This window comes from Streptomyces sp. CB01580 (genome assembly GCF_001905795.1).
Taxonomy (GTDB): domain Bacteria; phylum Actinomycetota; class Actinomycetes; order Streptomycetales; family Streptomycetaceae; genus Streptomyces.
On record NZ_LIXJ01000030.1, the window covers coordinates 52,738 to 73,036 of the forward strand.

18 protein-coding genes and 2 pseudogenes are annotated in these 20,299 nt (G+C 70.4%); 6 read left to right on the plus strand and 14 right to left on the minus strand.

Annotation, left to right across the window (positions count from 1 at the left end):
* Nucleotides 1-15: 15 nt before the first annotated feature.
* Nucleotides 16-522 carry a hypothetical protein gene (locus AMK22_RS30740; protein WP_242434207.1) on the minus strand — a complete coding sequence of 169 codons (507 nt, stop codon included), beginning with the start codon at nt 520-522 and terminating at the stop codon, nt 16-18.
* Between the two features lie 139 nt (nt 523-661).
* Nucleotides 662-1,300, minus strand: coding sequence for a TetR/AcrR family transcriptional regulator (locus AMK22_RS30745; protein ID WP_073790396.1), 639 nt, complete (start codon nt 1,298-1,300; stop codon nt 662-664).
* A gap of 69 nt (nt 1,301-1,369) precedes the next feature.
* On the opposite strand from AMK22_RS30745, the gene AMK22_RS30750 reads away from it, so the two are divergent.
* Nucleotides 1,370-2,653 (plus strand): glycosyltransferase, encoded by a 1,284-nt coding sequence (locus AMK22_RS30750; RefSeq protein ID WP_073790398.1) that lies wholly within the window; start codon nt 1,370-1,372, stop codon nt 2,651-2,653.
* Between the two features lie 449 nt (nt 2,654-3,102).
* Here AMK22_RS30750 and AMK22_RS30755 read toward each other — a convergent pair whose 3' ends face one another.
* The 12 genes and pseudogenes from AMK22_RS30755 to AMK22_RS30810 form a co-directional block, all read right to left on the minus strand.
* Entirely contained in the window at nt 3,103-3,750 is a 648-nt protein-coding gene (locus tag AMK22_RS30755; protein ID WP_073790400.1) for a TetR/AcrR family transcriptional regulator, read from the minus strand.
* Nucleotides 3,751-4,288: 538 nt separating this feature from the next.
* On the minus strand, nt 4,289-5,146 hold the full coding sequence (locus tag AMK22_RS30760; RefSeq protein ID WP_073790402.1) for a maleylpyruvate isomerase family mycothiol-dependent enzyme: 858 nt from the start codon (nt 5,144-5,146) through the stop codon (nt 4,289-4,291).
* Between the two features lie 36 nt (nt 5,147-5,182).
* On the minus strand, nt 5,183-5,347 hold the full coding sequence (locus tag AMK22_RS39685) for a hypothetical protein (protein ID WP_158072093.1): 165 nt from the start codon (nt 5,345-5,347) through the stop codon (nt 5,183-5,185).
* A 328-nt stretch (nt 5,348-5,675) separates the two neighbouring features.
* The gene (locus tag AMK22_RS30765) at nt 5,676-6,563 is read right to left on the minus strand and encodes a septum formation family protein (RefSeq protein ID WP_073790403.1); all 888 of its coding nucleotides are present in this window, start codon (nt 6,561-6,563) and stop codon (nt 5,676-5,678) included.
* Between the two features lie 702 nt (nt 6,564-7,265).
* Nucleotides 7,266-7,944: pseudogene (locus AMK22_RS30770) on the minus strand (vWA domain-containing protein); the annotation flags it as partial.
* A 310-nt stretch (nt 7,945-8,254) separates the two neighbouring features.
* Nucleotides 8,255-9,178 carry an aminoglycoside phosphotransferase family protein gene (locus tag AMK22_RS30775; protein ID WP_242434208.1) on the minus strand — a complete coding sequence of 308 codons (924 nt, stop codon included), beginning with the start codon at nt 9,176-9,178 and terminating at the stop codon, nt 8,255-8,257.
* Between the two features lie 443 nt (nt 9,179-9,621).
* The gene (locus AMK22_RS30780) at nt 9,622-10,902 is read right to left on the minus strand and encodes a glycosyltransferase family 39 protein (RefSeq protein WP_079186488.1); all 1,281 of its coding nucleotides are present in this window, start codon (nt 10,900-10,902) and stop codon (nt 9,622-9,624) included.
* Nucleotides 10,899-12,110, minus strand: coding sequence for a glycosyltransferase (locus tag AMK22_RS30785; protein ID WP_443333329.1), 1,212 nt, complete (start codon nt 12,108-12,110; stop codon nt 10,899-10,901). The genes AMK22_RS30780 and AMK22_RS30785 overlap by 4 nt, the downstream gene beginning before the upstream one ends.
* 84 nt (nt 12,111-12,194) lie before the next feature.
* The gene (locus AMK22_RS30790; protein WP_073790407.1) at nt 12,195-12,704 is read right to left on the minus strand and encodes a hypothetical protein; all 510 of its coding nucleotides are present in this window, start codon (nt 12,702-12,704) and stop codon (nt 12,195-12,197) included.
* An 11-nt stretch (nt 12,705-12,715) separates the two neighbouring features.
* Nucleotides 12,716-13,222, minus strand: a complete 507-nt coding sequence (locus AMK22_RS30795) for a SigE family RNA polymerase sigma factor (protein WP_073790409.1) — start codon at nt 13,220-13,222, stop codon at nt 12,716-12,718.
* Between the two features lie 934 nt (nt 13,223-14,156).
* Nucleotides 14,157-14,428, minus strand: a pseudogene (locus AMK22_RS39690) (helix-turn-helix domain-containing protein); the annotation flags it as partial.
* A 171-nt stretch (nt 14,429-14,599) separates the two neighbouring features.
* Nucleotides 14,600-15,073 carry a MarR family winged helix-turn-helix transcriptional regulator gene (locus tag AMK22_RS30810; RefSeq protein WP_073790414.1) on the minus strand — a complete coding sequence of 158 codons (474 nt, stop codon included), beginning with the start codon at nt 15,071-15,073 and terminating at the stop codon, nt 14,600-14,602.
* Between the two features lie 920 nt (nt 15,074-15,993).
* Between AMK22_RS30810 and AMK22_RS30815 the strand changes: the two genes are divergently transcribed.
* The 5 genes from AMK22_RS30815 (at nt 15,994) to AMK22_RS30835 (ending at nt 20,287) form a co-directional block, all read left to right on the plus strand.
* Nucleotides 15,994-17,196 carry an MFS transporter gene (locus AMK22_RS30815; protein ID WP_073790416.1) on the plus strand — a complete coding sequence of 401 codons (1,203 nt, stop codon included), beginning with the start codon at nt 15,994-15,996 and terminating at the stop codon, nt 17,194-17,196.
* A gap of 53 nt (nt 17,197-17,249) precedes the next feature.
* Complete coding sequence (locus AMK22_RS30820; protein WP_073790418.1) at nt 17,250-17,672, plus strand: GlcG/HbpS family heme-binding protein; 423 nt, start codon at nt 17,250-17,252, stop codon at nt 17,670-17,672.
* Nucleotides 17,669-18,016: a nuclear transport factor 2 family protein gene (locus AMK22_RS30825; RefSeq protein ID WP_073790420.1), complete on the plus strand. Its 348-nt coding sequence runs from the start codon at nt 17,669-17,671 to the stop codon at nt 18,014-18,016. Before AMK22_RS30820 ends, AMK22_RS30825 begins: the two co-directional genes overlap by 4 nt.
* A gap of 14 nt (nt 18,017-18,030) precedes the next feature.
* Nucleotides 18,031-18,855: an aldo/keto reductase gene (locus AMK22_RS30830; protein WP_073790422.1), complete on the plus strand. Its 825-nt coding sequence runs from the start codon at nt 18,031-18,033 to the stop codon at nt 18,853-18,855.
* A 421-nt stretch (nt 18,856-19,276) separates the two neighbouring features.
* The gene (locus AMK22_RS30835) at nt 19,277-20,287 is read left to right on the plus strand and encodes an aldo/keto reductase (protein WP_073790424.1); all 1,011 of its coding nucleotides are present in this window, start codon (nt 19,277-19,279) and stop codon (nt 20,285-20,287) included.
* Nucleotides 20,288-20,299 lie beyond the last annotated feature (12 nt).

Genomic DNA, 20,299 nt, shown 5'->3' on the forward strand with positions numbered 1-20,299 from the left:
GCCGAGCCGCTCGGTCTACCGACGTCCCCGGCCCTGAGGGAATTGCCCCAGGTGTACCGCTCGGTGGACCACCAGCGCCAGCTCGCGGGCGTCCTCGGTGAACGTGTCGACACGAATCCTGCGGCCGCTGTGAAGCGTGATGTCACAGGTGAAGCCCATTCCGCGGGCTTCGGCCAGAGGCCGGCTGTCGTCGCCGTGAGCACCCACCTGTGTGATGTCCTCCCAGGGGATCACGCTGGCGGTGCCCGCCACCCGATGGGTCAACCCGCGTTCATGGATGTCGAAACACTGCTCCCGGGTACGAAACGCCTGCATCATCCGCCAGATCCCCAGCCCGGCCCCCATCAGCCCGACTCCGAGCAACAGCCCCGCCAGCTGGGGCGCGCCGTCGGTGGTGCCGATCGAAGCGACCGCGACGGGTACCCCGAAGGCCAGCCCGACGGCGCCGACGCCCAGCAGAATGCCCGCCTGTCGCAGCCGCCTGCCACCGTCCGTGCGGTGTTCGCGGACGAAACCGCCCAACCGTCTGGCCACCTCAGTGCGCCGCACCTTGATCCCCCTACCTCGCGGATGTCACGAAGACGTGTCCGTGGACCGGCTGTTCATCCTCATGCCACGCCCACGGGAGCGCAACCGCCCCCGTGCTCCCGTTCAAGACGGCTCAGGGGCCGGGGCGCAGTACCGTCGCGACGAGTCGGGCCAGGTGGTCGCGGTATTGACGCTCAGTCAATCCGGCTTCGAGGACAAGTTGTTCGTACCCTTCCGGGGAGAGGACGAAGGACAGGACAGCGGCGGTCTCCTCGTCCGCGGACACGTTCACGAGGCCGCGGCGCCGCAACCGGCCGACGGCTTCCCCGATGTCGGCGCGGCGGTGGTCGAGCAGTTGATCAAGCGTGGCCCGGACGTCGGCCTCCGTGTCCGCGGCGCTGACGAAGGCGCGCCAGAGGCCGGCCGAGCGGGCGTTCGCTGTGGCGATGAGTTCGATGCCGGCGGTGAGGTAGGTCTCGCCCTCCAGATGCTCGATCGCCATGAACTGCTCGCGCTCCAGCAGCGGCGCCGAACCCTCGGATCCGGCGAAGGTCTGCTCGAACGCTGCCAGCAGGAGGGCGCGCTTGGGCCCGTAGCCCTTGACGGTCTCGACCGAGACGCCTGCGTCGGCGGCGATCTCGGCCAGCGTCGTCCGCCCGTATCCGCGCTCTGCGAAGCGGTCCGCGGCTGCCGTGAGGACTCGTCGTTTCGTCGCCTCGGCCTGTCCGGCGCGCAGCGTCGATCTGTAGCTGCGGCGTTCCGCCCCACTCATTTGAACTTCCTTGAAGGGTAGTCAATACTCTTAGACGTTAACCAATGTTAGCGCAGGGGGAAGTCGCGCATGCCCGGAACACTGATCTGCTCGTCACCCGCCGAAGGTCACGTCACTCCCTTGCTCGCGGTCGCTCGTGGTCTGGTCGCGGCCGGACAGCGCGTGGTGATGGTGACGGGCCGCCGCTTCGCCGAACGGGTCCGGGCCACCGGAGCCGAATTCGCGCCCTTGCCGGAAGCGGTGGACTTCGACGACACCTGGGCCGATTCCCATCCGGAGCGGGCCGGGAAACGCGGCCTCGCCGCGATGCGCTTCGACCTGGACCACATGTTCTTCCGTGCGGCCGAGCCGCAGTACGAGACCGTCACCGCACTGATCGACGCCCACGGCATCGACGTCGTGCTGGCCGAACCGCTGTTCCTCGGCGCCGCCCCACTGGCCCTGCTGCCTCGCGACCGGCGCCCGCGGCTGATGCTGGCGGGCATTGTTCCGCTGCCGCTGACAGGCCCCGATGCCGCCCCCTTCGGACTCGGCCTGCCGCCCATGGGCGGACCACTGGGCCGAGTACGGAACCGGGCGCTGACCGCGCTCGTGCGGCGGGTGGTCTTCCCGGCGCAGCAGCGGGACCTGTCGGGCCTGTGCCGACGGATCACCGGCCGCCCGCTGCCGGGCCTGTTCCTCGACTGGCCCGCGCTGGCGGACGATCTGGTGCAGCTGACCGTCCCGGGGTTCGAGTACCCGCGCCCCGGCGCGACCGCACCGGTGCACTTCATCGGGCCGCTGGGCCGGAGCTCCGCCGACGACCATCCGCTGCCCGACTGGTGGAGCGAGCTCGATCACGACCTCCCGATCGTACTGGTCACCCAGGGCACAGCGGCCAACACCGACTTCGACGAGCTGATCAATCCGGCGGTGACGGCGCTGGCGGACGAGGACGTGACCGTTGTTGTTGCCACCGGAGGCCGCGGAACACAGACATGGGCGACCGCGCTGCCCGACAACGTGAGAGCGGCCGCGTTCGTGCCGTACGACGCGCTGATGCCCCGTGTCGCCCTGATGGTCACCAACGGCGGGTACGGCGGCGTGCACTTCGCGCTGCGCCACGGGGTCCCGCTCGTGGTCGCCGGGGCCACCGAGGACAAGGCCGAGGTTGCCGCCCGGGTTTCCTGGTCCGGTGTGGGCGTGGGGATGCGTACCAACCACCCGTCGGCGAAGGCACTGGGTGAGGCCGCCCGCCGCGTGCTGGGAGACCAGGGCTACCGAGACCGGGCCGGGGTCCTGGCGGAACAGATCGCAGCGGCGGGCGGTATCGACGCGTTGGTCGCCCTGATCGACACGAGCCGCACGCCCTGACACGGCGTACGGGGGCGTGCACTTCGAGCGGCGCGTGGCGGAACCTCGGGGCGGATGAGCTCGACGGGCTTGCGGCGGCTCGGCTGCCCGCAGAGTGGTGGGGAAGCCGTACCACTTCACGTGTCGGGTGACGGTCGGGTGGTCCGGACGTGGGCTCTTCCCGGCCCGGTCCCGGCCCGGTCCCGGCCCGGGAAGCTCTCGAAGGACGTCGGTGGCGGGCATCGGGCCTGGGCGGGCCCCTTTTCGAGGCCGCTCGGCGCGTTCGTGGTGTGGGCGGTGTTCGCAGGTTGGTGGCCTGTCGGCGTGCGGCAGGTGTTGCGGTGACGACGATGTCGTCGCCCGGCTGCCCGAGATGCCTGTCCGGCCGGACATGGTGGCCGGGGCGTCCGGCACGGTGCAAGGGACCGTCGATGCTGCTCCGTGCCCGGAGCGGGCGGCCGTTCCTCGGCTCAGTCGGCGAGCAGTTTGTCGAGCTCCGCCGTGAAGGGTACGGCAGGGTCGAAGCCCATTCCGGCGAAATGCCCGGCGAGTTCCAGGGAGAGGACGCCGTGCAGCCGGGTCCAGAACGCGAGGGCCCGGCGGAGGGCCGAGGGCGGGGCGGGGTGCTCGCCCGCCCACTGCCGGTGGCTTTCCAGGTGTGTGTCGAGGGGCGTCACGGCGGCGTCCGCCGGCAGTGCGGCGCAGGCGTCGAGGAGGACCGCCATGATCTCCGACGCGATCGTGGTGATGTCATCGGGTGCGTGATAACCGGGCACGGGTGTGCCGTAGACGAGGAAGTACCGCTGAGGGTCGTCGAGGGCCCAGCCGCGTAGTACATGCGCGAGCCCGGCGAGGTCGGAGCCCGTCTCCGCCGCGGACCGGAAGGCGTCGGCCAGGCTGCGGTAAGCGTCCCGGACGAGTTCGGTGATCAGTTCGTCGCGACCGGCGAAGTATCGGTAGAGCGCGGGCCCGCTCATGCCCAGCTGCTTGGCGATCGCGTTCAGGGAGAGCGCGGATGCCCCGGCATCGGCGATCTGCTCCCATGCCCGCTCCTTGATCTCCGTACGTACCTGGTTCCGGTACCTCTCGCGGGGGGTCACCCTGGCTCCGTCGGTCATCCGTCACGCTCCCTGCCTGGACGCACTCCTGGGTGTTACACCCTATCGCGACAGCGAGAGCGGGTAGCGAGGGGGATTCGGTGACACTTGATACTCCTGCCTGAGGCAGTCATTTTAGTTGTAGCTTCTAACTGGCTCGCGCGTGCGGCGAGTTGCGCACCACACGCACCGCTGAACAAGGCGGTCGGGGTGACGTCGACGCCCGCGTACACGAACGTCGCCCTGATGCGTTCGGTCAGGTCTTTGAGGAGGTCGGCGGTCTCCGCACCAGTGGTGGTGCGGCGATTGAAGCGGTGAATTTCGTCGATCATGACCAGACACACGCCCACACGGTTGTAGGTATGGCAGACAGCGTCGGTGAGGGGGCTCCTGGGGATCCCTCACTTCCTGCTCGGTGGCCTGGCCAGCACCCGGGCACGAGCTGAGAAGCCCGCGAAGGCCAGCTGACCTCTGTGTTGGCGGCCAGTTCGCATTGCCCACCGGCGGCCAGTTACCGGGGAAGCAACTGGACACCGATGTCACTGTGTAATGGCCTGAGTCAGTAGATGATGGAGACGATCTGACAGGCTGCTTCGGCGAGTTGTCGATTGCCGTCGATCCTGGCGTGGACCAGGGCGGTGTTCGGCTGGATGCCGCGGGTGCACAGGCGCCAGGCGGTCTCCGTGTCCAGTCCGACGACGGCGGCGGGATGTCCATTCCCCGGCTCGGCCAGCGACCAACGCGTCCCGGTGGCGGTCGCTGTCCAGCTGCCGCCCGCTGGGCCGTCGATCCGCACCTGGATCTGGGTGCCGGCGGGCGCGGTGACCTCGCGCAGGGTGTGTGGCAGGGCCCGCATGAAGGTATCCATGACGACGGACAGCAGCCGTGGGCCGGGGTCGGTGTCCTGGCCGGTGGCGTGGCGGATCTGCTGGCGGTGGGTCCAGAACTCGGTGAGGTCGCGGGCGGTGTCCAGCCACATCGGCGCCGGGTCGATCCCGGCCCAGGACACCCCGAGCGACGGCGCGTTGGGGGTGGTGGTCTCGAAGAACCGCGCGACCTGCCCACCGACCAGATCGAGGGTGTCGGTGAGCACGGCCGGGCTCACCCGGCGACAGGCGTCGACCCATTCCTGGTTGATGCGGTGGATGAACGCCTCCAGCGTCTCGCCCGGCACGAAAGAGGGCCCGTCCCGGTGGCCGTCCCGGTCCCGGGCGAGGCGCCCGTAGAAGTCGCCCAGAAGGTGGGCGGCAAGGTCCCGGACGTTCCAGCCCGGTACCGCCTCCCTGCCCCAGTCGGCGGGCGCCAGGCCGCGCAGGGTCGTCATCAGCGCGGCATGCTCCGGCGCGAACAAGGAGCGGGCATCGATCGGGGCACCAAGCCAGGAAGAGGCCGACACGTCATGGAGCTGGGCGTTCATGACGCAACCCTGCCAACCGGATGACTGATTCGCCAGCTACTGAGGTTGAACTCGTGGTGTCGTAGGGGCTGACGGCTCGTTGTCGTACGGCTCCTCGGGGCACTCCACAGCCAGGGACACCAGGTGCGGCAGCATCGAGCCGAGTTCGCGTAGCCGGGGCTCGGGCACCGTGGGCGCATAGGTCACTTCGACAAGCGGCATCCTCGACACCCTAGACGAAGACCTGCCCCACCAGAGCACCGAGACCCCGCCGACCCGGCCCCGGACGACCGCCCGGCACCCCGAACAGACGCCGGTCACCTCGCTATGACGTGGCAAAACCGTTCGCCCCGAATCAGGAGGGCCGCAACGGCGCCAACGATCACGAGCCCTGCGGCGATCACGATCCGCGGGTCGTTTCACGGGAGGCGATCCGGTAGCGGCGATCGAGCAGGTCGCGTGGAACCAACCGCTACCCCGCGTGCCAACAACACCGCTCTGCGGGGCCGACTCAAGCTGACGGACACGGCCCCGCTGCTGCGGCGGAGCGTCAGCCCGCCCAGACCTCGGCCTCGTCGGCCGGGACGGTGGTGGCCAGGCCCAGTTCCTTGCGGGCGGCGACCGACTTGTTCGGGTCGATGTCGGCGAACGCCGGGTCGTAGGCGATGTAGAACGCGTCGGCGTCGGCGGCGTTCGCGGCCTTCTTCCAGTTCCCGGCCGCCTTCGTCAGCGTCGCGCGGAGCTTGCCGACCTCGGTGCCCTCGATGCCGTCCAGGCCCTTGACATGTGCGTCGAGGGCGGCTGCGACAGCCTTGGCCTGTGCCTTGTAGCCAGCCAGGTCGTCCTCGACGGCGTCCTTCTCGGACTGGTTCGCCCACAGGGCCTCGTAGACCGCGTTCGAACCCTTGAGGTACGTGGTCTGCTCGGGCTTGAGGGACTTCGCGGTGTTCAGCGAGCCGCTGAACGTGCCCTTTTCTGCGGTGTAGGTGCAGCTCACCGCGCGGTCACCCGTCGCCCAGCTCTCCTTCGTCGGGGTGTAGTAGAAGAGGGCGACGCCCGCGGGGAGCGCCCAGGTGTCCGGGGCGTACTTCTGCGCCTCGACCGGGCAGCGGGTGTCCGCGATCGTCGAGACCCCGTCGTCGCCGGGGTACTCCTTGCCCTTGTCGATCGCGAACTCGCCGACGACCTGGCCCTCGTGCGCCTCGTTGCAGGGCACGATCTCGACGGCGTACGCCGTCCCCTCGACCTTGCCGTTCGGGTTGTAGCAGTCGCCGACGTCCAGCGAGAACACCGAGCGCTGACGAGTCACCTTCTTCGCGCTGTCCTTGGCGCTGTCGACGGCGTCGGAGACGTCCGAGCATCCCACCGCGCCGATCGCGAGCAGGGCGGTAACGGCAGATATGCTGCGAAGGGAACGATACGGAACACTGATTCCCATGACGTGTACATCCTCTTAAGTGATCTTTATGAAGGTCGCGCGTATCGTATGCCATCCCTGTGGCCCGGTTGCGCGCAGGCCCTCACTCCATCGCGGCGTCTCTGACCCGCGATGTGCCGCGAGGGTTGTTCCCGGCTGCTCGCAGGTGGGAGTCGCGAGGGCCCTGTGGCGCTTCTGTGGAGCCCGGCGCTGTTGAGCGCGGAGGGACGTGCGCGAGGGGGCGTGCCGCGAGGTACGGATTGGCCACGAACCGGTCATACCTCTTGTCGGCCAGATCCCTGGCCGACCGGGCGCTCGGCGACGACGATTCAGCCGACTCGTCATCCGGGCCTGGGGCGAAGTCGTTCTTGACCGGCGGCCTGAGGCCCTTGTATCCGGGACGCTTCGGGCAGCGGTGGCATGTGTGGCGACGAAGAGCGCCGCAGACGGTCGTGCAGGCGTTGCCGTACCGCATTCTCGACCTGTCGTGTCGCGGGCGGAAGGCCCTGGCGTCGCTCCAATTCTGCGGATATGCGTGAGCGTTCCTCCCGCCGTCGGGCGATTTCCCGCTTCCTTGCTGCTGGGCTGGGTCGCCCCGGCACCGTGAACCGGCGCCCGGTGCGGCGGGCCTGCTGCCGCACCGGGCCCCGGTCCGGCCGTCGAGGGCCCAGAGGTGGTACCGGCCTACCGACGGCGCCACCCCACCGACGCGCCTGACAGCCCTCAGCGCAGACGGAACACCGGACCCCGGGGCGTGAAGGGGAGCGAGGCACCCTCCGGGACGAGGTACGCGTGTTCGGTACGGACGCGGGAGCACGTCGCAATAGCCGTCCGTGATGACGAGTACGGGCGCCGTCGACGGGAAGTCGTCCGCACGCTGGAGTAGGTCGATGCCCGGCTGGAGGACGGTGCCGCCACGACCGTGCACACGGACCCGGCCAGCGATTTCCGCCGGCGGCAGGTATCCCGCGTCGTACGCGGCGGCGTCGCAGAAGACCACCCGCGCGGCCGGGACGTCACGGGCGTCGGCGTACGAGGCGACGGCGCCGAGCGCCTTGCCGAGCAGGCGTGTGCTCATCGAGCCGGAGGTGTCCAGGACGACGCCGAAGGTGCAGCGGGTGACCTGCTCGGGGGGAAAGTACCGCCCGGCACGTGGAATGTCGGGGGTGGACGCCTGCCGGCGGGCGGGCCTCGCGTAGGTGCGCACGGGCTCCGGCCGGGGCACGAACTCGTCGAACCAGCGGGCCAGCCGGGCGTCCCAGGGCACCGGCGGGTGGGCAAGCGCCCGGATCTCCTGGACGAGGCCGGCGGGCAGCAGTCCGCGTTCGCCGCCGACGTGCAGGTCGAGGCCCTGGACCAGCCCGCGCCGGTAGAAGTCGTCGAGGTCGACCCAGTCGCGGGGGTGGGCGGATGTCGAGCAGCAGCGCCCGGCCCGCGGTGGCCACCAGGTGTCAGGGACGTGCTCCCGCTGGCGTCCGGAGTCGAAGAACCGCAGGCTGAATGGCGGCGGCAGCACATCCCGGACCTGGTAGGGCTTGGTCAGGTTGGTGTGGTGTTTGGTATGTCGCGGCGACAGGTGGGGCAGGCTCCGGCCCATGTCGCGAGGAGCGGCTGCAGTTCGCGGATGACGCGGTAGAGGGTCAGGCCGGCGCCGTCCGCTCGCTGGAGGCGGCGGGGAGCCTGGTGCAGGTGGCCTGATCCCCGCCCCCGCTTCAGGCTTGCTGCGCGAAGTCCTCGGCCAGCTCGGCGAGGGTCTGCTTCGCCAGCGACTGCACCTCCGGCGTGCTGTCGACCCCGGCGAGGGTGATCGCCGCCTTCCAAGCCGCCCAACCCTGAGCGCGGTGCCAGGTGTTCTGGTCCAGACCGGTCGCGCGGACGAACAGCGGGCGCGTCTCGCGGTCGAATACCGTCCACGCGGCCACCAGGTCGCAGGCGGGGTCCCCGACGGCGGAGCAGCCGAAGTCGATGACCGCCGATAGCCGTCCCTCGCTCAGCAACAGGTTTCCGGGCGCGATGTCGCCGTGCAGCCACACCGGTGCCTCGGTCCACGAAGACTCCGTGGCGCGGCGGACGCACCGCTCGCCCACCTCCCGCATCTCGGACGCGAGCCCGGCGAGAGCCAGGATGGCCTCGTCGGCGTACACCGTGAATTCGGCGCCACGCGAGCAGTTGTGCGTCCCCGGCCGCGGAGCGTTCTGTGTCGGCGCGGCGCGCAGGGCCGTCAGGAACTCGCCCAGGCCCACCGCGACAGCGGCCACATCGACTTCTCCGGCACCGGCGCGGTTGAGCGTCTGTCCGGGGTGCCAGGCGTACACCGACCACGGACCGTCGAACAGCGGCCCCGGCGCGCCCTTGGCGACCGGCTTCGGGATCGGCAGAGGCAGTACCTCGGCGAGTACCGGCAGCCACCGGTGCTCCTTCTCGACCTGGGCGTCGTAGCCCCGCGCGCTGGGGATTCGGACCGTGAGGCCGGAGCCAAGGCGGAACGTGCGGTTGTCCCAGCCCTGCGGCTCGACCGGGCGAAGCGGTAACTCGGCCCACTGGGGGAACTGCTCGCGCACGAGTCGGCGCGCGAGGTCGAGGTCGGGCACCGCCCGCTCGATGGTGGGCACGGAATTTTCCTGGCCGGCGCTCACGGTGGGCTCCCTGCGGAGGTGTCGGTCACGGTCGATCACTGGTCGCGGATCGCGTACTGGTCACGGTCGGTCAGCGGCTCCCGGACCGCTCCGGCCTGCAGGGCGAAGCGGTTGCCCTCGGCGGACGGGCCCCGGCCGCACCGGAGCGGCTGAGGCCGGGGACGAGCAGCCTAAGGGACCCCGGCGAGGAAGAACACCACAGCGCCCATCCTGGCACGGCCCCACCCCGGCCAGCGCCGCAGGCACAGCCCCGGCCATCCCGACGGGTTCCACGATCCGAGTGCCGACGGCGTCGGCGGTACGGCCGGGGTGTGGGTGGGCCGGATGCCGGCTCTGCGCCGCCAGGCCATGGCGACCGAGGCCGCCACGCTGCGGCCGCGCCCGGGCCCAGCGCGACGCCTGGGCAGGGCCGGTCATTGGACATCCATTTCTGGGGCCATTGGTTACGGGACGCCGAGTTCGAAGAGGCCGTAGCCCGCGTACGAGCCGGAGGCCAGGGCCGCGATGCCGAGGAGCATGAGCTGGTGGGTCGGGCCGAGGCGGCGCAGGGCGAGGGCGAGCGGAAGAAGGAGCGGGAAGAGGGGGAGCAGATAGCGGGAGACGTTGCCGAATATCTGCTGACTGCCGAGGACGAGGACAAGGGTGAGGACGGTGTAGACCATCAGGACGACCGGGGGACGCAGCCGGATCAGCAGCGAAAGCAGTGCGATCGCGAGCAGGACGACACCGACGCCGATCAGGTCCGCGAAGGGCCAGGCGGAGAGATAGTCGGCGTGGCCCACCGGGACGGATGTGAGGACGTCGAGGGTGTGTCGGCCGTAGTCCCACTCGTGGGCCCAGGCACCGGACTGAAGTCTGAAGTAGCCGCTGTAGTCCCCCATTCGGTGACCCACCCAGCCGAGATAGGCGAGGAGGCCGAGCGGGGCGACGGCCACCGCGACCACCGGACGCAGGATGCCGTCCCGGCGACGGTGGAGCGCGAGCAGGGCCGCGACGGCGACGGCGGCGATCAGTGCCACGGCGGTGGGCCGGTTGAGCCCTGCCACGCAGGTGAGGAGACCGGCGGTGAGCCAGCGGCGGCTCAGGACGGCATGGCAGGCCCAGACGGCCAGGGCCACGTAGAGTGAGTCGGAGTAGACCGCCCACTCCACGCCGGAGCCGGGCCAGACGGCCCAGAGTCCGGCCGCGGCCAGCCCGGCCCGTCGGCCGCCGAGTCGTTCGGTGATGGCGTAGATGCCCAGGGCGGCGGCCAAGGAGGCGACGACGGAGACCAGCAGGCCGGCGCCGTACAGGCCGAGGCCGGTGAGCTCGGAGACCAGCCGCATCAGCGCCGGGTAGAGCGGGAAGAACGCCGCCGAGTTCCCTTCGAGGGTGATCGGGCCGGTGGCGCCGGGGATCGGGACTAGCCGAGGGTCATACCCGTGCATGGCGATCTGCTGGTACCACCAGCCGTCCCAGCTGGCCAGGACGTCCCACGGGTTGGCGCCGCCGCCGAAGCGCGGGTTCCTCGTGCGGTAGTCCCCGGCGGAGTGCAGCAGCCACATGAAGGCGGCGAAGCCGATGAACTTGAGCGTGCCGTAGACGGCCAGTACGGGGCCGTAGTGCTCGACTGTACGGCGCAGCCGGCGCCGGTGGTCGGGGCCCGTGGTGGCGGGCTGCTGAGACAGCCTCGCGTTCCAGCTCGGGGTGCCGGTCCCGGTCGTACGGGCGGCGGTCTTGTTCATGCGCGGAACACCCATGCCCGGAAGAACAGGAACCGCAGCAGCGTCGCGGCGAGGAGTACGGCGAGTTCGGTGGCCTGCCCGGCCGAGGGCACCGCGTGGTGCAGGGCGGCGAGCGATCCGCCGGTGATCGCCAGGCCGATCAGGAGGACGACCAGGCCCCTGCTCTGGTGGCGCAGCACACCGCCGCGGCCACGGAGGCCGAAGGTGAGCCGCCTGTTCACGGCAGTGTTGGCGACGGCGCAGACCAGCAGCGCGAGTGCGTTGGCGGCCTGGGATCCGGCCGCCGGGCGCAGCACCGCGTAGAGCAGCAGGTATACGAGGGTGCTGACGGCTCCTACGGCGGCGAAGCACACGAGTTGGGTGGCGAGCCTGCCCGGCGCGTCGGCGCCACCGTCGCGGAGCGACCCGCCCGGCGGCAGCGTGCCCCGCACCAGTGCCCCGCCGATCCTGGCGATGCCGCGCAGGTCGGCCAGTGCGGTGGCGAGGATGTCGACCCGGGTGTCGGGATCGTCCACCCAGTCGACCGGCACCTCATGGATGCGTAGCCCGGCACGCTCGGCGATTACCAGCAGTTCAGTGTCGAAGAACCACTCCGAGTCCTGTATGAGGGGCAGCAGTCGCTCTGCCACATCACGCCGCACCGCCTTGAATCCGCACTGCGCGTCGGAGAAGCCCACGGCGAGGACGGAGCGCAGGAGGGCGTTGTAGCAACGAGAGGTGATCTCTCGCTTGGGGCCGCGCACCACCCGGGAACCGGGAGCCAGGCGGGTGCCGATGGCGATGTCGGAGTGACCGGAGAGCAGCGGGGCCACGAGCGGCAGCAACGCCGTCAGTTCCGTGGAAAGGTCCACGTCCATGTACGCGAGTACGGGGGCCGGCGAGAGCGACCAGGCGGTACGCAGCGCCCGGCCGCGCCCCTTCTCGGCCAGTCGAAGCCACTGCGCTTCGGGCAGTTCGTCCGCCAGCCGAGCGGCGATCCGCGGGGTGCTGTCCGTGCTGGCGTTGTCGGCGATGGTGATGCGGAACGGATAGGGGAGGTTCTCGCACAGGTGTGCGTGGAGCCGCCGCACGCTCGGCTCCAGATCTCTCTCCTCATTGAACACGGGGATGACTACGTCCAGGACGGGCTCCGGGTGGTGTGTCGCCACCGGTGCGCGGTGCGGCAGTCGGCTCAGGCCCTTCAGGGCAAGTGAACCTTGGTTTCTCACGTTTTATCCTTTTTGTGACTTTGTGCGGGGCAGGCCGAAGACACTCGGGGCAACGGTGTGTTACGGCGTTACGGCGTTACGGCGTTACGGAGTGACGAGCGAGGACGAGGTGGTCGACGGCTGGTTCCGCGCGGTTGCCGTACCCGAAGGCGGGGCCCAGGTCGAGGGCGGCGACGCGTCCTCCGTGCTCCCCGGCGGGGTCTCGGGGGCCGTGGCCGCACTCCCGGTCGTGGCTGGCGGCGCGATTGTGGCGGTCCCGTCCGGGGGTGCGGGGGCGGTGGAGGTGTCCGAGGGGGAGGGTGTGCTCGGGGACGCGTCGGGGATCGCGGGCGGTGCGGAGAGCGGCGGGCTCGTCGCGGGTTGTGGGCCGGGGTGGCTGGGCTCGACCCGGGTTGCATGGCCGGGCAGCAGGGCCAGCCCGACGCTGAGTCCGACGACGGCCAGGACGGAGCCGACTGCCCTCCGCGCGGCCCGCCTCCGATGGCGGACACGCACCCCTGCCCAGAGACGTTCCCGGTGCTTCGGCTCGAACGGTGCGGGCGCCGCCTCGGTGTCGCGCATCATCTGCGCCAGATGCCGCTCGAAGTGATCCATGGGGCTCTCCTTCACCGCACCGGCTCGTTCACATTGCCCAGGAGCTGCCTCAGCCGGGCCACCCCACGTGCGGCATGGGACCGAGCGGTGCCCACCGGACACCCAAGCACCTCCGCCACCTGCCCCTCGGGCAGGTCCTGGTAGTAGCGCAGCACCACCGCCACCCTCTGCTTCGGCGACAACTGGGCCAGCGCGGCCTCCAGCCGGGAACGCTCCACCACGTCCGCGGACACATCGCCGACAACGGCCGTCTCGGGCAGCTGCTCGACGGGGCGTTCGCCCCACCAACGCCGCTGTCCCGAGCGTGCCGCCGCACGCATCATCACCTTGCGGACGTACGGCTCCGGTGCGTCGTCCGCGACCCTGGGCCAGACGAACCAGAGCTTGACCAAGGACTCCTGCAACAAGTCCTCGGCCCGATGCCGATCGCCTCCGACGAGCAGACGGGCCAGGTGGACCAGCACCGACCATCGGGCAGCCACGAACTCGTCGAACGCACGGGCTCGACTCTGCTCCATCCGCACTGTCCTGTTCTCGCCGGTTGCCTACACTCTGTAGAAGGCACTGGCACGCGGCCCACGATGCACCTGCGGACCATGATCTGGATCACAGAGCATGTCGACGACACCCGGGGGGCTTCCCCTGAAGCGTGGACGCCGTTCGCTATGCGGCAGTGGCTTGCGTAATTGATCGCTGCTCGAAGGCGATCGGGCTGATGCAGCCAAGCCCCGCCAGTGCCGTGACCGGCAAGGATTGCCCGTAAGGAGCGTCGTCCGGTGCGTGCGACCGCAAGGCGGCCGGAAGCTCTCGGACGGGGTCTCCCCTGCTTGAACGCAGCCGAGAGCTGGGGGAGTGCCGGGCGGCGGGACGGGGTAAACGTCGCCCGGAGCGGCACCAGTGCTGTGGCCGGAAAGGTCTGCCGGGAAGCTCGCGGCGTCCGGTGCGGTGCATCGCCAGGTCGGCGTACGGGTCCTGGGCGCTGCGTTCGCGTCGGGTGGGCTCGATGCGGAGTGTGGCAGTTCGGGTCTATGCAGCTGCCGGCCAGCGCCAGCGTGCGGTCCTCAGGCGGTGAGTCCAGCCATTTCGTGCGCATGGCCTGAAGCCGGGTGACATTCGAGGCCGGGTCCGGCACCTCGGTCCGTAGGCTGTCGGCCCACTGCTGGGTGAGTGCCCGGCCGTTGACATACATCTCGCCGTCCCGGCCACCGACGGCGAACAGCACGCCGGCTCTGGGAGCTGACAATCCTCGCCCCCGGGACTGTCGACGCCCCCGCCCCGCAGTCCGCTACCCCGGCTGCGGGGCGAACACCAGCCCGAGCCGTGCAGCCCGAGTAGCCCCGGCACCCCGGCTGCCTCGCCGCCCTGGCCGCCCACCGCACCAGCGGCGGCACCCGCGAAGCCGTCCTCGCACCCCTCATCCGCGAGGCTGCCGACCGCCAGACCGAAGCCCTCCGCCTGCGGCGGCGTCATGGAGAATCCGGCTTGGTCCTCGAAGACGAGCCAGGCTCCACGGGCCGCCGCGAGCCTTCCGCGCACGGCCACACCTCCTTGCCCCACCCGGCCGCCGCCTCGTCGTCCCGCTCCATCGCGCGCCGGGCCGGGACCTGGCAGGACCAGCCGCTACGGACCAGGAGCTTGCGCAGGCCCTGGATTGTGTACGTGAGGTGGAAACGCAGGCCGATCACCGTCTTGACGCGCGCCAGCGTCCAGCGCTGGTCCTCCCAGCAAGGCTTCGAACAGATGCGTCCACGGCGGCCATCACCTCCGCGCGCGAGGAGTACGGGTCGTCGGAGGGAACCCTCAGTCCGGCCGCTTGCATCGACTTCCTGGCTCGGTTCGTACTCGCTCGCCAAGCCTCCCAGGATGCGGCGGCGTGTTCGGCGAGTTCCCACAGCTCAAGGCTGCAGGAGCGGTAGCGGGGAGTTCACCGCCTCGACTGCCGTGACGAGGGGGGCGAGTTCGGGATTCTTGGCGGCTGCGTCGAGCGCCTCGCGGAGGGCGGCGTCGTTGGTCGGCCGGGCTTCGTCGAGGAGGTTCAGCCCCTCCCGGGTGACGTTGGTGTAGATGCCGCGGCGGTCGGTGGGACACAGGTAGCGCGAGAGCAGGCCGCGGTCCTCCAGGCGGGTGACCAGGCGCGTGGTGGCGCTCTGGCTGAGGACGACCGCGTCGGCGACCTGCTTCATCTGCAGGTGGCCGCCCTCGCCGTCGTGCTGGCGGCTGAGCACGTCGAGCAGCGAGTACTCCCGCACGCTCAGACCGTGCTCGGACTGCAGGGCGCGTTCGATGTGTGCCTCGATCCGGCCGTACAGGAGGTAGAGGGCGGCCCATCCGTTGGCGAGGGCCGTCAGTGCGGGGTCCGTGGCGGTCATGGAGTCCGGGTCTCCTTTCGAGGTGACGGAGTCCAGGGTAGTCCTGACCCATAAATACCGGCTAGAGCCTGTATGAGGCCCATACAATTGTTTCTGTCGCTGCGGAGCCGGGGCGTGGGCGAGATGCGCGATCCGTTGCGGTCCGGAGAATCGGCGTCGCGTTCGACCGGGCCCTGACCGGGCGGGAGCCCGTCGCGGCCGGGACCAGGCACAGCGTGCCGTTCGGCGTCGCAGGGGTTGCCCCCCGCGAGACTGCGCTACGCCACGATCAACTTGGACAACAACCTCCGCATCGACCTCATCCAGTTCCAGGAGCCGGTCGGTGAGCGGACGAACGGAGTGGCTCACCGCCCCGGCTGTCGGTGCCCGCTCGGGCGCGTCCTCGTCCGGGGACCCGACGCGGCCTGCGATCGGCAGGTCGCCCCGGGCTGCCGGGTGCCCGACGGAGCTGAACGCGTCCGGTGCCCTGCCGAGGCGGTCGGTGGATCCGAGGATCCAACGCCAGCGCGGAACGACCCGCTTCCGTGGCGGCGCAGGCCGGCCGGATCGCTCCGGCGATGTGATGTCGAGTGGTGCCGCCATGGCGCTGACCGGAGCCGTGCCTCACGTCCCCGCAGGCCGCCGGCCGGGTGTCTTCCCCGACCGGCTCCCGCCCCGTGTTCTCGGAGCGATGTCCGCGGCGTCCGGGCTCGTGGATGTGCCGCGGGTCGGGGCCGAGAGCGCCGGAAGTGGCTCGAGGTCGCGCTGCCGGCCCTCGGGAGGGATGCCGGGGGACTGCTTGCTGCCGAAGCCCCGGCGCGTGGGAGCCGAGGCCGCCATGAATTGGTTTGCGCCGGATGCCAGCACTTGCATTTATAGAGCGCATGCAATTATTGTCGAGGCTCGTAAGATGCATTTGCAATTGTATGGAGGGTTGCCTCATGCCTCTAGCGCTCCTCGCTCTGGCCATCGGGGCCTTCGGGATAGGGACCACCGAGTTCGTGATCATGGGCCTGCTGCCCGAGATCGCCGGAGACTACGGCGTTTCCATCCCCACCGCGGGCCTGCTGGTCACCGGCTACGCGCTCGGTGTCGTCATCGGCGCCCCGCTGATGACCGTGCTCGGCACCAGGGTCAGCCGCAAGAGGATGCTCATGCTGCTGATGGGCCTGTTCGTGGCAGGCAACCTGCTCTCCGCGTTCGCGCCGAGCTTCCCGCTGATGCTCACCGGCCGTATCGTGACCTCCCTGGCCCATGGCGCGTTCTTCGGCATCGGCTCGGTGGTCGCCGCCGACCTGGTCGCCCCGGAGAAGAAGGCCGGCGCCATCGCCGCCATGTTCACCGGGCTCACCGTCGCCAACATCGTCGGCGTACCGGCCGGCACCTTCATCGGCCAGGCCGTGGGCTGGCGGATCACCTTCGGGATCGTCGCCGCGCTCGGTGTGGTCGGCCTGTTGGGCATCGCCAGGCTGGTGCCCAACATGTCCCGGCCCGAGGATACCCACCTGCGCCGGGAGCTGACGGCGTTCCGCAACCCGCAGGTGCTGCTCGCCATGGCGATGACCGTCCTGGGTTTCGGGGGTGTCTTCGCCGCGATCACCTACATCGCACCGATGATGACTCGTGTGACGGGCTACTCGGACGGTGCGGTCACCTGGCTGCTGGTGCTGTTCGGCGTCGGCATGTTCCTCGGCAACCTGCTGGGCGGCAGGTTCGCCGACCGCAAGCTGATGCCGATGCTCTACGGCACCCTCGGCGGCTTGGCCGTCGTGCTGGCCCTGTTCACCCTGACAGCGCACAACAAGATCGCTGCCGCCGTCACCATCCTGCTGGTGGGTGCGCTCGGCTTCGCCACCGTACCGCCGTTGCAGAAGCGGGTCCTCGACCAGGCGCACGGCGCCCCCACCCTGGCCTCGGCCGTGAACATCGGGGCGTTCAACCTCGGTAACGCGCTCGCGGCCTGGCTCGGCGGCATGGTCATCGCCTCCGGCCTCGGATACACCGCCCCGAACTGGGTCGGCGCCATCCTCGCTGCCGCCGCTCTTGCCCTCGCCTTCTGGTCGGCAGCCCTGGAACGCCGTGCCCCCGCGCGGGAGACCGCGGCCGGTGTCCCTGCAGCCGCCTCCGTCCCCGTCCACCAGTGACCCCCCGTTTCCTCTCTCCTTCACCTCCCCCCTCACTCAGGAGAAGCACCGTCATGAGCACCACCGCCGTCCCCCCGCTCACCACCGCCGACGCCGAGACTTTGATCGCGGCTGCCCGGGCCGCCGCCGAGGAGGCCGGGGTCCCGGCCAGCGTCACCGTCCTGGACGCGGGCGGGCATCTGCTGGCCTTCCGCCGGGACGACCGGGCGGTCCTGATCTCCGGTGAGACCAGCACCCGCAAGGCGTACACCGCCCTGCAGCTCGACGCGCCGACCGCCGACCTGGTCGACCTCGTCAAGCCCGACGGGCCGTTCCACTCGTTGCCCACCGCGCTCGACAAGCCGCTGCTGTTCATCGCCGGGGGCGTCCCTGTCCACCGCGACGGCCGCCTCATCGGCGCCATCGGCGTCGGCGGCGGCGCCCCCGAGCAGGACCACTCCTTCGCCATCACGGCCGTCGAGGAACTCACCCGGTGACTCGCACCCCGCAGGAGGTCTTCGCCGACCACGGGAAGCGGCTCGGCACTGGAAACCTCGACCTGATCGCCGGAAACTACACCGAGGACGCCGTCCTGATCACCCCCGCCGGGGCGTTCCAGGGGCGGCCCGGGGTCAGGCAGGTCATCGGCCGCCTGCTGGCCGATCTTCCGGACGCCGACTGGCAGCTCACCCCGCAGTTCGCGGGCGAGGTGCTGTTCCTCCGGTGGAGCGCGTCCACCCGCGCCCACCAGGTCGCCGACGGCGTCGACACCTTCGTCTTCCGGGACGGCCTGATCAGCGCCCAGACCGTCCGCTACACCCTCACCGACCGCACCGACTGAAAGAGGCAGGAACCATGACCACAGTCCCCACCGTGAAGCTGAACAACGGCGTCGAGATCCCTCAGCTCGGCTTCGGAGTCTTCCAGGTCCCCGACGACCAGACCACCGCCGCCGTCGCCCAGGCCCTGGAGGCCGGCTACCGCAGTATCGACACCGCCGCGATCTACGGCAACGAGAGCGGTGTCGGCCGCGCCCTCGCCAACTCCGGGATCGCCCGCGAGGAGCTGTTCGTCACCACGAAGCTGTGGAACGCCGACCAGGGCTACGACGCCACCCTGCGTGCCTTCGACGCCAGCCTCGCCAAGCTCGGCCTGGACCACCTCGACCTCTACCTGATCCACTGGCCCACCCCTGCCCGCGACCTCTACCTGGACTCCTGGCGTGCCATCGAGCACCTCGCCGGGGACGGCCGGATCCGGGCCGCCGGCGTCTCCAACTTCCAGCCCGCCCACCTCACCCGCCTGCTGGAGAACAGCACGCTCGTCCCGGCGGTCAACCAGATCGAGCTGCACCCTGGCCTGCAGCAGACCGAGCTGCGCGCTTTCCACGCCCAGCACGGCATCGCCACCGAGGCCTGGAGCCCGCTCGCCCAGGGCGCGGTCCTGAACGACCCCCCCGTCACCGCCGTCGCCGGCCGTACCGGCAAGTCGCCCGCCCAGGTGGTGCTGCGCTGGCACCTCCAGCTCGGAAACATCGTCATCCCCAAGTCGGTCACCCCGGCCCGGATCCGCCAGAACCTCGAGGTGTTCGACTTCGAGCTCACCGACGAGGACATGGCCGCGATCGCCGCCACCGACCGCGACCTGCGCACCGGCCCCCACCCGGACCAGTTCAACTGATCTCCGCCGCCCCGCCGTTCCGGGCGGCCGAGATGTTGCCCGGAACGGCCCTCGGGCCGCCCGGGAGGGCGGACGTCCCTTCGGCGCCCGAGCCTCACCGAATTCACGGCTCACCCTGTGGGCGCCGAGGCGCGCACAGCCGTGCTGTAGCCGCACGACGCCCCGTCGGCCGTGGAAGGCGGGCGGTCACTCGCTCCGCGCAGGGCTTGCATTAGCCCGCGTGAGCAACTATTGTGTATGCATGTAAGGCGCACATGCATCTGATCGATGGCGTCCGGGCCGTCCCCCACGGGTTCCGTACCGCACCTCCGTGCCCCGGCTCCCAGTCGGTCCGGTCGCTCGCACCCCCCACCCGCCTCCGCTCATATCGGGCACGCCCACGCGTTCCCAGGGCCGAGGCATCGATCGAAAAGGCATCATCATGTCCCTCGATGAAATTCTTCCCGGCCGGCTCGGCTTCGGCACGGCTCCTCTCGGCAACATGTTCCGCGCGATCCCCGGCGAGGAGGCCCGTGCCACGGTCGAGGCCGCCTGGGACCAGGGCATCCGCTACTACGACACCGCCCCCTTCTACGGGGCCGGCCTGGCGGAGGAGCGGCTCGGCGAGGTGCTCTCGGCCAAGCCCCGCGACTCCTACGTCCTGTCGACCAAGGTCGGCCGTGTCATCCTCGACGAGCCGGAGGAGGGAGCCCGCGAACTCGGCGAAAAGGGTGGCCTGTTCGAACACGGCAACCCCAACAAGATGCTCCACGAGTGGACCGCCGAGGCCACCGAACGCTCCATCGAGGGAAGCCTCGGGCGCCTCGGTGTCGACCGGCTCGACATCGTCTGGGTCCACGACATCGCCCAGGACTTCCACGGCGACCTGTGGCTGCAGAAGTTCGAAGAGGCCCGCACCGGAGCCTTCCGCGTGCTGTCCCGACTGCGCGACGAGGGCGTCATCAAGGCCTGGGGCCTGGGCGCCAACCGCACCGAGCCCATCGAGCTGACCCTTGCCCTCGACGAACCCCGCCCCGACGGATTCCTCCTCGCCGGCCGCTACACCCTCCTCGACCACACACACGCCCTGCAGCGCCTCCTACCCATGGCCCAGGAACAGAACGTCAACATGGTCGTCGGCGGACCCTACAGCTCCGGCATCCTCGCCGGAGGAACCCACTTCGAGTACCAGCAGGCCCCGCCGCACATCACCGAACGCGTCGGCAAGCTCAAGACACTCACCGAGAAGCACGGCATCAGCATCAAGGCCGCCGCCCTCCAGTTCTCCCTCGCCCACCCGGTGGCCACCGCCGTCGTCCCCGGCGCCACCCGCCCCAGCCGCATCGCGGAGGACATCGCCGCCCTGAATGAGACCGTCCCGGCCGCGTTCTGGCACGAGCTGCGCACCGCCGGCCTGGTCAGCCCGGCCGCCCCGCTGCCCAACGGCGCCTGACCACACACCCCG

Bases quoted from the DNA above. Each gene is read 5' to 3' on its own strand.
- AMK22_RS30830 (WP_073790422.1), top strand. From the start codon at position 18,031: ATGACCACAGTCCCCACCGTGAAGCTGAACAACGGCGTCGAGATCCCT.
- AMK22_RS30810 (WP_073790414.1), bottom strand. From the start codon at position 15,073: ATGACCGCCACGGACCCCGCACTGACGGCCCTCGCCAACGGATGGGCC.
- AMK22_RS30765 (WP_073790403.1), bottom strand. From the start codon at position 6,563: ATGGGAATCAGTGTTCCGTATCGTTCCCTTCGCAGCATATCTGCCGTT.
- AMK22_RS30815 (WP_073790416.1), top strand. From the start codon at position 15,994: ATGCCTCTAGCGCTCCTCGCTCTGGCCATCGGGGCCTTCGGGATAGGG.
- AMK22_RS39685 (WP_158072093.1), bottom strand. From the start codon at position 5,347: ATGCCGCTTGTCGAAGTGACCTATGCGCCCACGGTGCCCGAGCCCCGG.
- AMK22_RS30820 (WP_073790418.1), top strand. From the start codon at position 17,250: ATGAGCACCACCGCCGTCCCCCCGCTCACCACCGCCGACGCCGAGACT.
- AMK22_RS30790 (WP_073790407.1), bottom strand. From the start codon at position 12,704: ATGGATCACTTCGAGCGGCATCTGGCGCAGATGATGCGCGACACCGAG.
- AMK22_RS30780 (WP_079186488.1), bottom strand. From the start codon at position 10,902: ATGAACAAGACCGCCGCCCGTACGACCGGGACCGGCACCCCGAGCTGG.
- AMK22_RS30835 (WP_073790424.1), top strand. From the start codon at position 19,277: ATGTCCCTCGATGAAATTCTTCCCGGCCGGCTCGGCTTCGGCACGGCT.
- AMK22_RS30795 (WP_073790409.1), bottom strand. From the start codon at position 13,222: ATGGAGCAGAGTCGAGCCCGTGCGTTCGACGAGTTCGTGGCTGCCCGA.
- AMK22_RS30760 (WP_073790402.1), bottom strand. From the start codon at position 5,146: ATGAACGCCCAGCTCCATGACGTGTCGGCCTCTTCCTGGCTTGGTGCC.
- AMK22_RS30755 (WP_073790400.1), bottom strand. From the start codon at position 3,750: ATGACCGACGGAGCCAGGGTGACCCCCCGCGAGAGGTACCGGAACCAG.
- AMK22_RS30745 (WP_073790396.1), bottom strand. From the start codon at position 1,300: ATGAGTGGGGCGGAACGCCGCAGCTACAGATCGACGCTGCGCGCCGGA.
- AMK22_RS30750 (WP_073790398.1), top strand. From the start codon at position 1,370: ATGCCCGGAACACTGATCTGCTCGTCACCCGCCGAAGGTCACGTCACT.